The following is a 12,676-nucleotide window of genomic DNA, read 5'->3' on the forward strand; positions in this document are numbered from 1 at the left end:
CTTGTCTGAGATTTGCAACAACCTCATTCTGGCACACTGATGCCGTAGGGGGCCGTCCACCCCATCAACCACAGGAAGTGGTTTGGCGAAGACCCGGAGTTACCGGTTCGCGCCACAACTACTCCCTGGGGTAATGGGTCCCGGCTTTCGCCGGGACGACACCTCGGTTAGCAGCTCGGCTTAATCCACCATATCCGCAACCGCCTTGCCGCAGGCCGTGGTGTCGGCGTTGCCACCGAGATCCCGGGTGCGCAGCGTGCGTTCGGCGAGCGTGCGCTCGATCGCATCCACGATCGATCGGCCGGCTTCCTTCTCCCCGAGATGCTCGAACATCATCGCGCCCGACCAGATTGCGCCGATCGGGTTGGCGATGCCCTGCCCCGCGATGTCAGGCGCCGAACCGTGCACCGGCTCGAACACCGACGGGAAATCGCCCTCGGGATTGATGTTGCCTGACGGCGCGATGCCGATGGTGCCGGTGCAGGCCGGGCCGAGGTCGGAGAGGATGTCACCGAACAGATTGGAGCCGACGACAACGTCGAACCAGTCCGGATGCAGCACGAAGTTCGCCGTGAGGATGTCGATGTGGTACTTGTCCCACTTCACGCCCGGGAATTTCTTGGCCATCGCCTCCACACGCTCGTCCCAATAGGGCATAGTGATGGAGATGCCGTTCGACTTGGTCGCCGAGGTCAGGTGCTTCTTCGGCCGCGACTGCGCGAGCTCGAAGGCGAACTTCAGAATGCGGTCGACGCCGGTGCGGGTCATCACCGTCTGCTGGGTGACGAATTCACGGTCGGTGTCCGGGAACATGCGGCCGCCGACGGAGGAATATTCGCCTTCGGTGTTCTCGCGCACCACCCAGAAATCGATGTCGCCGGGCTTGCGGTTCGCCAGCGGCGACGGCACCCCCGGCATCAGCCGCACCGGGCGCAGGTTCACGTACTGGTCGAACTCGCGGCGGAATTTGATCAGCGAGCCCCACAGCGAGACGTGATCCGGAATCTTGGCCGGCCAGCCGACGGCACCGAAGTAGATCGCGTCGTGCTTGCCGATCTTTTCCTTCCAGTCATCCGGCATCATCTGGCCGTGCTTCTCGTAATAGTCCCAGGACGAGAAGTCGAAATGGTCGAAATGCAGGGAGACGCCGTGTTTCTTCGCGGCTGCCTCCAAAACGCGCAGGCCCTCGGGCATCACTTCCTTGCCGATGCCGTCGCCTGGAATGACCGCGATCCGGTATTGTTTCTTGCTCATCGAGAACGTCCTTGGTTGGTCCGGCAGCCGCCGTCTTTTGATCGCCCTGCAATGAACCAAAGTCGCGGGCAGTGCAACGCTGCACTGCAATGTTGACCGTGGCACGGCCGACCGCCTACTGATTTCATCGTGTTCCCAACCTGCGAGTAGCCCCCATGGATCTGCATCTGCGTGGCAAGCGCGTCCTGATCACAGGCGCGTCCAAGGGCATCGGCGCCGCCGCCGCCGAGGCGTTCGCCGAGGAAGGCGCGCATCTCCTGCTCGCCGCGCGCAGCGGCGATCAGCTCAAGGCGCTGGCGGATCGCCTGCGGTCTGCTCACCAGATCGACGCCGCGACGAGCATCGTCGACCTGCGCAAGAACGAAGACATCGCACGGCTGGCCAAGGAAGCCGCCGACATCGACATCCTCGTCAACAATGCCGGCGACATCCCCGGCGGCTCGATCGACAAGATCGACGAGGCGACCTGGCGCCACGCCTGGGAATTGAAAGTGTTCGGCTATATCGACCTCACGCGGCAGATCTACGCGCAGATGAAGGCGAAGGGCGGCGGCGTCATCGTCAACGACATCGGCGCGGCCGGTGAAAAGTTCGACGCGAACTACATCTGCGGCAGCGCCGGGAATGCCGCGTTGATGGCGTTCACCCGCGCGCTCGGCGGCAAGAGCCTCGCCGACAACATCCGCGTGGTCGGCATCAATCCCGGCCCTGTGGGCACCGACCGCCACGTCACGCTGCTCAAGACGCGGGCCAAGCACCAGTTCGGCGACGAGAGCCGCTACAGGGAATTCCAGAAGAGCCTGCCGCTCGGCCGCCCCGCGCATGCGCGCGAGATCGGCGACCTCATGGCGTTTTTGGCATCAGACCGTTCAGGCTACACGTCAGGGGTGATCTACACGGTGGATGGCGGCATCAGCGCGGGTTGGGGTTAACTCTATCCCCGTCATTGCGAGCGCAGCGAAGCAATCCAGAAATGCGCCCGCGATGACAGGCTGGATTGCTTCGCTACGCTCGCAATGACGGCACTTGGAATGAACACAGGAGTAAAATAGTTGTCTCAAGACCTGATCCGCGAAACCGCCTGCACTGTCGTCGACAAGCTGCGGTCCGGCGACGTCTCGCCGCTCGAACTGCTGGATGTGCTGGAGAAGCGCATCGCTGAGGTCGATGGCAAGGTCAACGCGCTGCCGACGCTGTGCTTCGATCGCGCGCGGGCCAATGCGAAGGCGTTGATGCAGAAGCCGGCCGGGGCGCGCGGGCTGCTTGCAGGCCTGCCGGTGCCGATCAAGGACCTGACCGACGTCGCCGGCGTGCTGAACACGCAGGGCTCACCGATCTTCAAGGACAACATCGCCGCGAAGTCCGACCTGATGGTCGAGAACCTCGAGGCCAATGGCGCAGTCGTCTACGCCAAATCGAACACGCCGGAATTCGGCGCCGGCGCCAACACCTTCAACGAAGTGTTCGGCGCCACGCTCAATCCCTGGGATACGTCCAAATCGGCAGCGGGCTCTTCCGGCGGCGCGGCGGTGGCGCTTGCGACCGGCATGGCCTGGCTCGCCCAGGGCTCCGACATGGGCGGCAGCCTGCGCAGCCCGGCGGCTTTCTGCGGCGTCGTCGGCATGCGGCCGAGCATCGGCCGTGTCGCACATACCCCTAAATCGGGTATCGATCGCAATCTCGGCGTCGTCGGCCCGATGGCGCGCAACGTCGAGGATCTCGCGCTGCTTCTGGACGCCATGAGCGGCGACTATGCGGACGATCCGCTATCACTGCCGGCCCCCGCAACCTCGTTCCTGTCGGCGGCCCAGGCGGGCAAGAAACCGAAGCGCATCGCCTACTCGCCCGATCTCGGCATCACCCCGGTCGATCCCGAAGTGAAGGCGATCACGCGCAAGGCCGCCGAACGTTTCACGGAAGCCGGCGCCATCGTCGAGGAGGCGCATCCGGACTGGCGCGAGGCGCATGAATGCTTCCACGTGCTGCGCGCGTTCGATTTCGCGATCACCAAGGCCAATCTGCTGCGCACCAAGCGCGACCTGCTCAAGCCCGAGGTGATCTGGAATATCGAGGAAGGCCTCAAGCTCACGGTCGAGCAGCTCGCGCGCGCCGAGGCGCAGCGCGTCGGCATGACCGCCCGCGCGGTCGAGTTCTTCCAGACCTACGATCTGCTGCTCGTGCCGACCACGATCGTGCCGCCCTTCCCGATCGAAAACCGCTACGTCGCCGAATGCGCCGGCAAGCGGTTCGACAATTACGTCGAGTGGCTCGGCATCGTCTACGCCATCACGCTCGCCTGCTGCCCGGCGCTGTCGCTGCCCTGCGGCTTCACGGCATCGGGCCTGCCGGTCGGTTTGCAGGTGGTCGGCGCGCCACGCGCCGACGCCCAGGTGATTGCCGGGGCGAAGGTGCTGGAGGATATCCTGGGCGTGCGCGGGACGACGCCGATCGATCCGCGGGTGACGAAGTAAGGCGAACTGCGCGCCGCGCGCCCGGTGCACTCCCTCGCCCCGTTCTTACGGGGAGAGGGTCGGGGTGAGGGGCTGCTTCCGCAAACGCGGTAACAGCTGGACTCGCGGAGACTCCCCCTCACCCGGAATTTGCTGTGCAAATTCCGGCCTCTCCCCGCAAGCGGGGAGAGGCGAAGGATCACCGCCCGCTTGTCGCCTCCAGGCCGCGGCTGTAGCGCGACATCGCGAAGCAGAACACAAAGTAGATCGCGGCGACGAAGATGTAGACTTCGACCGAGAACTGCTGCCAGGCCGGATCGATGATCGCCGTCTTGGCTGTCGTCAGCAGGTCGAAGATGCCGATGATGAGGACGAGGCTGGTATCCTTGAAGAAGGCGATGAAGGTGTTGACCAGCGGCGGGATGACGTGGCGGATCGCCTGCGGCAGGACGATCAGCCGGTGCTTGCGCCAATAGGACAGCCCCAGCGCATCGGCGGCCTCGTATTGTCCGCGCGGCACGGCCTGAAGGCCACCGCGAATGACTTCGGCAAGGTAAGCGCCCGCGAACAGGATGATCGCGATCTGCGCGCGCAGCAGCTTGTCGATGTTGAAGCCGCTGGGCATGAACAGCGGAAACATCACGCTCGCCATGAACAGCAGGCTGACCAGCGGCACGCCGCGGATCAGCTCGACATAGAGCACGCTGAGCGAGCGGATCGCCGGCAGCTTTGAGCGACGGCCGAGCGCAACGAGGATGCCAAGCGGGAAGCCGAAGGCAAGACCGAAGGTCGCCAGGATCAGCGTCACCGGCAGTCCGCCCCAGCGGTCCTGCGAGACGAAGGACAGGCCGAACACGCCGCCCCACATCAGCACGCTGATCAGCGCCAGCACACCGGTCCAGAGATAGACCAGCTCGCGCCGCCAGAAGGCACGACGGCTGGAGAGATAGAACAGCGCGATGAATAGCACCACCGACAGCGCCGGCCGCCACTGCTCGTCGAACGGATAGGTGCCGAACAGGATGAAGCGATATTTCTCGGGGATGATCGCCCAGCAGGCGCCGAAGCCGCGGACGGCACGGCACGCGCTGGAATCGTTCGCGGGCGTCAGCCACACTGCATTCGCGATGCCCCACTGCACGAAGCTGAAGATGCCCTTGGCGAGGATCGCCAGCAGCACGACCGACAGAATGCCGTTGGGGATCGACGAGAACAAATTGGTGCGCAGCCAGCGCAGCACCGGATTTCCCATTTGCGGACGGCGCGCGGCGCGCGGTGCCTCCGGACTATCGGTGACCGCCGTCATGCTCAGCGCTCCACCAGCGCGATACGCGCATTGTACCAGTTCATGAAGAAGCTGATGCCGAGGCTGATGGTCAAGAACACCGCCATGATCAACGCGATCGCCTCGATCGCCTGCCCGGTCTGGTTCAGCGTGGTGTTGGCGACCGACACCACGTCCTGGTAGCCGATCGCGACCGCGAGCGAGGAGTTCTTGGTCAGGTTGAGGTATTGGCTCGTCATCGGCGGCACGATCACGCGCAGCGCCTGCGGCAGGATGATCTGCCGCAGCATGAAACTGCGGCGCAGGCCGAGCGCGTTGGCGGCATCCCATTGCCCGCGCGGAACCGACTGGATGCCGCTGCGCACGATCTCGGCGATGAAGGCCGAGGTGTAGGTGACGAGCGCGATCAGAAGTGCGAAATACTCCGGCGCCAGCGTGAGCCCGCCGACGAAGTTGAAGCCGCGCAGCGCGGGCCATTCGATCGCCCAGGACACACCGAGCAGAACCGACACTGCGGCCGGCAGCACGACGATGAGACCGAGTGCGAAGGGCCATGCTGGCCGCGGCTTGCCGTCCCGCATCTGCTGCGCGATCTGCCATCGTCTGAAGACATAGAACACGGCGCAGCCCAGCGCGGCGGTGCCGAGCACCCAGAGCTGCGGCGCCCCGATCGGGATTGCCGGCAGGATCAGGCCACGATTGGAGAGGAACACCCCCTCAAGCGGCCGGAAGGCCGCGCGCGCAGCCGGCAGCGCCTGCATCAGCACGTACCAGAACAGGAGTTGAAGCAGCAGCGGGATGTCGCGGAGGGTCTCGACATAGACGGCGGCGAGTCGCGACAACAGCCAGTTGGCCGACAGCCGCGAGATCCCGATCAGCGTGCCCAGGAGGGTCGCAAGCACGATGCCGATCACCGCGACGCGCAGAGTGTTGGCGATCCCGACGACGAAAGCCCAGAGGTAGGTGTCGCGCGGATTATAGGCGAGCAGGCTGTCGGCAATCGGCATGCCCGCTTCGCGGCCGAGAAAGGCAAAGCCCGTGGTGATGCGGCGAGCCGACAGGTTGGTGACGGTGTTGGACCAGAGGAAGGCAATCACCCCAACCGCGATCCCGACCACCAGGACCTGCCAGAACAGGCCTTTCAGCTCCCGTTGTCCGAAGGCGCCGAACAAGCGGCGGCGCGGCGGCGGTCTCGGCCCCTCTGATGTCACAGCGCAAAAATCCTTCTCAAACGCAACGATTTCCGGCGGCGCACGTCAACTGTTGCACCAAATGCCAATTCATGCAACAAATGTTTCATGGCCGAGCCCGCGAAATCCTCGCCGCTGAGCGAACTGCGCATTGCATTGCCATCGCTCCCGATGCGCTTGCAGGAGGTCGGACGCTTCGTCGCCGCCAATGATTACGACGCCACCACCCGCTCGATGCGCGATCTCGCGGCCGTCGCCGGCGCCGATCCCGCCGCGTTCACGCGGCTTGCAAAAGCCATCGGCTATTCCGGCTGGGACGCGTTGCGCGCGGCGCTGACCGAGGCGCGGCGGCCGTTGCAGACCTCGCCCTTCTCCGGCCGCGCCAAGAGCCGGCGTCATGGTCCGCACGCCGATGTCGCGCTGGTTACGGACAAGCTCGAGGCCGAGGCCGCCGGCCTTCCGCGCATTCCGGCGCAGCCGATTGCGGAGGCGGCCCGCGCGCTGCACGACGCAAAGCGGATCTGGATCGCAGGCTATCGCAGCTGCCGGAGCGTCGCGGAACTCCTGAACTACGAACTGCGGCTGTTCCGCCCCGAACAGGTGCAACTCGTCGGCGCGTCCGGTCCTGACGATCTCGATCTTGGCGCCTTCCGCCCCGGCGAAGCCGTCATCGTCATCGGCTTCCTGCCCTACACGCACGCGAGCGTCCGCGTCGCGCAGGCCGCCTATCGCGCCGGCGCGACGCTGATTGCGATCGCCGACAGCGTGTCGGCGCCGATGGCCGAGGGCGCCGATCAAGTGCTGCTGTTCGAAGCAGCCTCCTCTCCCGGCTTTTTCCCGAGCCTCACCGGCGCGATCGCGATTGCGCAGTCGCTCGCTGCGGTGACGTTCTCGCTCGGTGGCCTGGCCGCGAAGAAGCGCCTGGAGAATACCGAGGCCCGGCTCGCCGCGGCCTCCACCTACGTCTCAGAGAAAGGTTGACCCATGGCCGCTCGCACCAGCCGCGTGCTGCACCGCTCGTTGCGCGAAGCGCCGCCCAAGGCGATCGGCGGCGAAGGCGTCTATCTCTTCGCCGAGGACGGGCGGCGCATCATCGACGCCTCCGGCGGCGCAGCGGTCTCCTGCCTCGGGCACCAGCATCCGCGCGTGATCGCGGCGATAGCGAAGCAGGCCTCGACGCTGGCCTATGCGCACACCGCCTTCTTCTCGTCCGAGCCGGCCGAGGCGCTGGCCGAGACGCTGGTCGGACACGAGCCCGGCGGTCTCGCCTACGCCTATTTCGTCAGTGGCGGGTCGGAGGCGATCGAGGCCAGCATCAAGCTCGCGCGGCAATATTTCATCGAGCGTAGCGAGCCGCAGCGACAGCATTTCATCGCGCGGCGGCAAAGTTACCACGGCAACACGCTCGGCGCGCTCGCCGCCGGCGGCAATGCCTGGCGCCGTGCGCCCTACGCGCCGCTGCTGTCCGCCGCCTTCAGCCATGTGACTCCCGCCTTTGCTTATCACGAGAAACACGACGGCGAGTCGGATGCGCAGTTCGTGGCGCGACTCGCAGCCGAGCTCGAAGCTGAGTTTCAACGGCTCGGCCCCAACACCGTTGCGGCGTTCCTCGCCGAGCCCGTCGTCGGCGCCACCGCCGGCGCGGTGACGGCGCCGGACGGTTACTTCAAGGCAGTGCGCGAAATCTGCGACCGGCATGGTGCGCTGCTCATCCTGGACGAAGTCATGTGCGGGATGGGTCGGACCGGCACCACGCATGCCTGGGAGCAGGAAGGCGTCACCCCGGATATCCAGGCGATCGCGAAGGGACTCGGCGGCGGCTATCAGCCGATCGGCGCGATGCTCGCGAGCGGCAAGATCATCGACACCATTCGCGCCGGCTCGGGCGCCTTCCAGCATGGCCACACCTATCTCGCGCACCCCCTCGCCTGCGCAGCCGCGCTCGCGGTGCAGGACGTGATCCGCGAGGACGGCCTGCTCGATCGCGTGAAAGAGCGCGGCCGGCAGCTCGAGCAACGACTGACCGAGCGCTTCGGCAATCACCGCCATGTCGGCGATATCAGGGGGCGCGGCCTGTTCTGGGCGATCGAGCTCGTCGCCGATCGCGCCAGCCGCATTTCGTTCGATCCGGCGCTGAAGCTCAACCAGAAGATCAAGGCGGAGGCATTCGCCAACGGGCTCGGCTGCTATCCCGGCGGCGGCACCGTGGACGGCATCCGCGGCGACCACGTGCTGCTGGCGCCGCCCTACATCGCCTCCACGGAGGAGATCGACCTGATCGTCGACAAGCTCGGCACGGCCGTCGACAACGTATTGCGTAGTGTCAATCACTGAGGGGAGAGTAGCATGATGAGGAAAGTGGTTTTCGTAGCCGGCATGCTCGCGGCATCGACGGTGGTCGCGCAGGCGGCGACGCTCGACACGGTGAAGAGCCGCGGCACACTGGTGTGCGGCGTCAGCGCCGGCTTTGCCGGTTTTTCGGCGCCGGACTCGCAAGGCAATTACAAGGGCCTCGACGTCGACTATTGCCGCGCGCTGGCAGCCAGCGTGCTGGGCGATGCCAGCAAGGTGCGTTACGTCTCGCTGACGGCGCAGAATCGCTTCACCGCGCTGCAGTCGGGCGAGATCGACGTGCTCTACCGCAATTCGACGCAGACCTATTTGCGCGGTGTGACGCTCGGCCTGCGGCAGGGTCCGGTCAACTTCTACGACGGCCAGGGTTTTGTGGTGAAGAAGGACCTCGGCGTGAAGGAGATCAAGGATCTCAAGGGCGCCACCGTCTGCGTCGCGCAGGGCACCACGCACGAGGTCACGCTCGGCGACTACGGCCGCGCCAACGGCATCGACTGGAAGCCGCTGGTGTTCGATCGCGTCGACACCATGTACCAGACTTTCTTCGGCGGCCGCTGCGATGTCATGACCCAGGACGCTTCCGCGCTTGCGGGCGCGGTGACGACCGCAGCGCCCAACCCGGCCGACTACGTCGTGCTGCCGCAGACCATCAGCAAGGAGCCGCTCGGGCCCTTCACCCGCAACGGTGACGAGGTCTGGAGCGACATCATCACCTGGCTGCATTACGGTCTGATCGAGGCCGAGGAGCTCGGCGTGACGCAAGCCAATGTCGATGAGATGGCGAAGTCGCAGACGCCGGCGATCCAGCGCCTGTTAGGCGCCTCCGGCGACCTCGGCTCGCGGCTCGGGCTTGACAACAAATGGCTGGTCACGGCGATCAAGGCAGGCGGCAATTACGGCGAGATCTACGAGCGCAATGTCGGCAAGGCGAGCCCGCTCAAGCTCGACCGCGGCCTCAACGGCCTCTGGAACAAAGGCGGCTTGATGTACGCCGTGCCGTTCAAGTAAACACGCGTGTCCCGGACGCGCTGCAGCGTGCAACGCTGCTGCGCAGAGCCGGGACCCGGCAACCACGATGGGCCCCGGCTCGGCAGCGCAATACTGCGCATTGCGCTGCGTCCGGGGCACGAGACCAGGTAATCGCGCTCAATGACGACTCCACCTCGCATTGCCCTCATCCACGCTCTCAAGCATTCCATCGCCCCAATCGAGGCTGCGTTCGCGACGGCGTGGCCGGAGGCGCGGCTGATGAACCTGCTCGACGACAGCCTGTCGGCGGATCTGGCGCGTGACGGCGCGCTCAACGACACCATGACCGAGCGCTTCCTGGCGCTCGGCGACTACGCCGCCGCGACGGGCGCGGATGCGATCCTGTTCACCTGCTCGGCCTTCGGCCCCTGCATCGAGGCGGTGGCGCACGCGCACGCGCCGATGCCGGTGCTCAAGCCGAACGAGGCCATGATCGAACGGGCGGTGACGATGGGCAAGCGCATCGGCCTGCTCTCGACCTTCGCGCCGACGCTGGCCTCGATGCCGCCGGAGTTTCCCAGCTCCGTCCAGGTCGTCCCGAAACTCGCCGAAGGCGCACTCGCGGCGCTCGACGGCGGCGACCGCGCCACGCATGACCGGTTGATCACAGACGCTTCGCGCGACTTGCGCGATTGTGACGTCATTGCACTGGCGCAGTTCAGCATCGCGGCGACTGCGCCGCTGGTCGCAGAAGCCACCGGGCGTCCCGTCGTCACCACGCCGGATAGCGCCGTCGAGAAGCTGACGAGGCTGCTCGCAGCAAGGAGCTAAGCGCCCTTTCCCCGACGCCGGGCGCCCTTGATCGCCGACGCAAGCGCGGCCTTCGTTTCGCTGACGAAATCCTCGACCAGTTCCTCGCGCGTGGCATGTGCCGCCTCGCCGGTGAACAGGCCCTGCTCGGCCAGCATCACCACGCCGTGCAACGCCGCCCAGATCTTGAGCGCTTGCCGTTCGCGCAAGAAACCGACCGCCGGCGCCTCCAGGGCTTCGATCACGAGCGCAAATGTTTCGCGCGTGGCCTCATGCAGCTCGCTGCCCTTGGCCGCGCATGACACGGTGCGCGAGGCGAACATCAAGCGATAGATGCCGTTGCGGCGCAGGCCGAAGTCGAGTGTTGCCTGCGCCAGCCGCGATAATTTCGATTGCTTGGACGGCTTTGCCATCGCCTCGCGCAGGATCGCGCTGAGCTGCCGGAACGCCTCCGCCGTCACTGCCGCCAGCAGCGCCTCGCGGTCGGCAAAATGCCGGTAGGGCGCCGGCTGCGAGACGCCGAGCTGCTTTGCCAGCGCCTTGATGCTGATCGCCTCGGCGCCGCCCCGCTCCGCCTCGCGCAACGCAGCCTTGATCAAGGCATCGCGGAGATCGCCATGGTGGTAGGTGTTCTCGGGCTTGCGGGCGAGTTGTGAACGCATGTTGCGCCAAGCCTATAAGTTTGCGCTTGACAGGGGAAGCCTGCCGCGAATGTAATAGGATATAACTTAGAATAAGCGGCGAATGCCGCCCATGAGAGGAACGCGCCGTCCTTCGGGCGCCGCGCGCATACGACCAAGGAAGCCGCCATGACAGAGCGACTGAAGGTTCACGTCGATCCCGACAAATGCCAGGGCCATGCGCGCTGCAAGGCGCTGGCACCGGAGCTGTTCGAGCTCGACGAATACGGCAACGCGCATGAAGCCGGCGATGGCACTGTCCCGCCGGGACTCGAAGACAAGGCGTGGCTTGCCAAATCCAACTGCCCGGAAATCGCTATCGATGTGATCGAGGAGTAGCGCGGGCTTCCTGTGAGCCCGCGTGCGCGTGATTCCAGCGACCACCAGCCCGAGGATTCCCCTGACATGTCCGACGTCAGCCAGCCCGTCGCCCATCCGCCCGTCAACGACTGGGTCAACGATTTCGACCACACCGATCCGCAATGGACCGACGATCCGTTTCCGATCTGGGACGAGCTGCGCGCCGCAAGCCCGGTCGTGCACACCGAGCGATTCCTCGGCTGCTACATGCCGACGACCTATGAGGCGGTGCGCGAGATTGCCAACGACACCGAGCATTTCTCCTCGCGCCGCATCATCGTCCGCGACGTCCGGCCGGAAATCGCCAGGAACGCGGCCCCGCCGATCACCTCCGATCCGCCCGTGCACAAGCCGGCCAAGCAGCTGCTGCTGCCGCCGTTTACGCCGGATGCGATGAAGAAGCTGGAACCGCGGATGCGCGCGATCTGCAACGAGCTGATCGACGGGTTCATCGCCGACGGCAAGGTCGACGCGGCCGCGCGTTACAGCAAATATATCCCGGTCCAGGCCATCGCCCACATGCTCGGCATCCCCGAGAGCGACAGCGATCTCTTCATCGACTGGATCCACATGATCCTGGAGCTCGGCATCAAGGACGAGACCAAGCTGCTCCAGGCCGTGCAGGAGATGAGCGCCTATTTCAGGACGCATATCGAGGAGCGTAGATCGAAGCCGACCGACGATCTCATCTCCTATCTGATGAACGCCAAGGACAAGGAAGGCCAGCCGCTGGAAGAGTCCCACGTGCTGGGATCGCTGCGCCTGCTCCTGATCGCCGGCATCGACACCACCTGGAGCGCGATCGGCTCCTCGCTCTGGCATCTCGCGAGGACGCCTGCCGACCGCGAGCGGCTGATCGCCGAGCCTGCCCTGATCCCGACGGCGGTCGAGGAGCTGCTGCGCGCCTATTCGCCGGTGACCATGGCCCGCGAGGTGGTCAAGGAGACCACGATCTCGGGCTGCCCGGTCAAGGCCGGCAACATGGTGCTGCTGTCCTTCCCCGCCGCAAATCGGGATCCGAAGATGTTTCCGGACGCTGACAAAGTCGTGATCGACCGCCGCGAGAACCGCCACGCCGCCTTCGGCCTCGGCATCCACCGCTGCGTCGGTTCCAATCTTGCGCGCATGGAGATGCAGGTTGCGCTGGAGGAATGGCTGAAGCGCATTCCGGACTTCCGGCTCGATCCGGCAGGCACAGTGACTTGGTCGCAGGGCACGGTGAGAGGCCCCCGCCAGTTGCCATTTCTGCTCGGAAAGGCGATGTAGGCCTTTCCAACAGAGATACGGAGAGAGGCCGGACGTGACTGAGCAAGCAACCCAACCGGC

12 protein-coding genes are annotated in these 12,676 nt (G+C 65.6%); 8 read left to right on the plus strand and 4 right to left on the minus strand.

What is annotated here, in order from left to right; all coding sequences use genetic code 11:
• Nucleotides 1-180 precede the first annotated feature (180 nt).
• Nucleotides 181-1,254, minus strand: coding sequence for a tartrate dehydrogenase (locus tag XI09_RS35375; RefSeq protein ID WP_271571007.1), 1,074 nt, complete (start codon nt 1,252-1,254; stop codon nt 181-183).
• Between the two features lie 155 nt (nt 1,255-1,409).
• On the opposite strand from XI09_RS35375, the gene XI09_RS35380 reads away from it, so the two are divergent.
• Both XI09_RS35380 and XI09_RS35385 read left to right on the plus strand, forming a co-directional pair.
• The gene (locus tag XI09_RS35380; protein WP_271571008.1) at nt 1,410-2,186 is read left to right on the plus strand and encodes an SDR family oxidoreductase; all 777 of its coding nucleotides are present in this window, start codon (nt 1,410-1,412) and stop codon (nt 2,184-2,186) included.
• A 120-nt stretch (nt 2,187-2,306) separates the two neighbouring features.
• Entirely contained in the window at nt 2,307-3,725 is a 1,419-nt protein-coding gene (locus tag XI09_RS35385) for an amidase (RefSeq protein WP_271571009.1), read from the plus strand.
• A 178-nt stretch (nt 3,726-3,903) separates the two neighbouring features.
• Here XI09_RS35385 and XI09_RS35390 read toward each other — a convergent pair whose 3' ends face one another.
• Nucleotides 3,904-5,010 (minus strand): amino acid ABC transporter permease, encoded by a 1,107-nt coding sequence (locus tag XI09_RS35390; RefSeq protein ID WP_271571010.1) that lies wholly within the window; start codon nt 5,008-5,010, stop codon nt 3,904-3,906.
• A 2-nt stretch (nt 5,011-5,012) separates the two neighbouring features.
• Nucleotides 5,013-6,200 carry an amino acid ABC transporter permease gene (locus tag XI09_RS35395; RefSeq protein WP_271571011.1) on the minus strand — a complete coding sequence of 396 codons (1,188 nt, stop codon included), beginning with the start codon at nt 6,198-6,200 and terminating at the stop codon, nt 5,013-5,015.
• Nucleotides 6,201-6,287: 87 nt separating this feature from the next.
• On the opposite strand from XI09_RS35395, the gene XI09_RS35400 reads away from it, so the two are divergent.
• From XI09_RS35400 to XI09_RS35415, 4 genes are all read left to right on the plus strand, one after another.
• The gene (locus XI09_RS35400) at nt 6,288-7,160 is read left to right on the plus strand and encodes a MurR/RpiR family transcriptional regulator (RefSeq protein WP_271571012.1); all 873 of its coding nucleotides are present in this window, start codon (nt 6,288-6,290) and stop codon (nt 7,158-7,160) included.
• A gap of 3 nt (nt 7,161-7,163) precedes the next feature.
• A complete protein-coding gene (locus tag XI09_RS35405; protein ID WP_271571013.1) occupies nt 7,164-8,513 on the plus strand; it encodes an aspartate aminotransferase family protein in 1,350 nt (449 codons plus the stop codon).
• 12 nt (nt 8,514-8,525) lie between these two features.
• Entirely contained in the window at nt 8,526-9,539 is a 1,014-nt protein-coding gene (locus tag XI09_RS35410; protein WP_271571014.1) for an amino acid ABC transporter substrate-binding protein, read from the plus strand.
• 141 nt (nt 9,540-9,680) lie between these two features.
• Entirely contained in the window at nt 9,681-10,331 is a 651-nt protein-coding gene (locus XI09_RS35415; RefSeq protein WP_271571015.1) for an aspartate/glutamate racemase family protein, read from the plus strand.
• Here the strand turns inward: XI09_RS35415 and XI09_RS35420 are convergent.
• The gene (locus XI09_RS35420) at nt 10,328-10,972 is read right to left on the minus strand and encodes a TetR/AcrR family transcriptional regulator (RefSeq protein ID WP_271571016.1); all 645 of its coding nucleotides are present in this window, start codon (nt 10,970-10,972) and stop codon (nt 10,328-10,330) included. The two genes, XI09_RS35415 and XI09_RS35420, sit on opposite strands and share 4 nt — an antisense overlap.
• A gap of 147 nt (nt 10,973-11,119) precedes the next feature.
• Between XI09_RS35420 and XI09_RS35425 the strand changes: the two genes are divergently transcribed.
• On the plus strand, nt 11,120-11,329 hold the full coding sequence (locus XI09_RS35425) for a ferredoxin (protein ID WP_060911080.1): 210 nt from the start codon (nt 11,120-11,122) through the stop codon (nt 11,327-11,329).
• Between the two features lie 66 nt (nt 11,330-11,395).
• Nucleotides 11,396-12,616 carry a cytochrome P450 gene (locus XI09_RS35430; RefSeq protein WP_271571017.1) on the plus strand — a complete coding sequence of 407 codons (1,221 nt, stop codon included), beginning with the start codon at nt 11,396-11,398 and terminating at the stop codon, nt 12,614-12,616.
• The last annotated feature ends 60 nt before the right edge of the window (nt 12,617-12,676 follow it).

The sequence above is a fragment of the Bradyrhizobium sp. CCBAU 11386 genome (assembly GCF_028128955.1).
GTDB lineage: Bacteria > Pseudomonadota > Alphaproteobacteria > Rhizobiales > Xanthobacteraceae > Bradyrhizobium.

Excerpts from the sequence above, each read along its gene's own strand:
- XI09_RS35420 (WP_271571016.1), bottom strand. The coding sequence starts at position 10,972 with ATGCGTTCACAACTCGCCCGCAAGCCCGAGAACACCTACCACCATGGC.
- XI09_RS35425 (WP_060911080.1), top strand. The coding sequence starts at position 11,120 with ATGACAGAGCGACTGAAGGTTCACGTCGATCCCGACAAATGCCAGGGC.
- XI09_RS35410 (WP_271571014.1), top strand. The coding sequence starts at position 8,526 with ATGATGAGGAAAGTGGTTTTCGTAGCCGGCATGCTCGCGGCATCGACG.
- XI09_RS35405 (WP_271571013.1), top strand. The coding sequence starts at position 7,164 with ATGGCCGCTCGCACCAGCCGCGTGCTGCACCGCTCGTTGCGCGAAGCG.
- XI09_RS35430 (WP_271571017.1), top strand. The coding sequence starts at position 11,396 with ATGTCCGACGTCAGCCAGCCCGTCGCCCATCCGCCCGTCAACGACTGG.
- XI09_RS35400 (WP_271571012.1), top strand. The coding sequence starts at position 6,288 with ATGGCCGAGCCCGCGAAATCCTCGCCGCTGAGCGAACTGCGCATTGCA.
- XI09_RS35390 (WP_271571010.1), bottom strand. The coding sequence starts at position 5,010 with ATGACGGCGGTCACCGATAGTCCGGAGGCACCGCGCGCCGCGCGCCGT.
- XI09_RS35380 (WP_271571008.1), top strand. The coding sequence starts at position 1,410 with ATGGATCTGCATCTGCGTGGCAAGCGCGTCCTGATCACAGGCGCGTCC.
- XI09_RS35415 (WP_271571015.1), top strand. The coding sequence starts at position 9,681 with ATGACGACTCCACCTCGCATTGCCCTCATCCACGCTCTCAAGCATTCC.
- XI09_RS35375 (WP_271571007.1), bottom strand. The coding sequence starts at position 1,254 with ATGAGCAAGAAACAATACCGGATCGCGGTCATTCCAGGCGACGGCATC.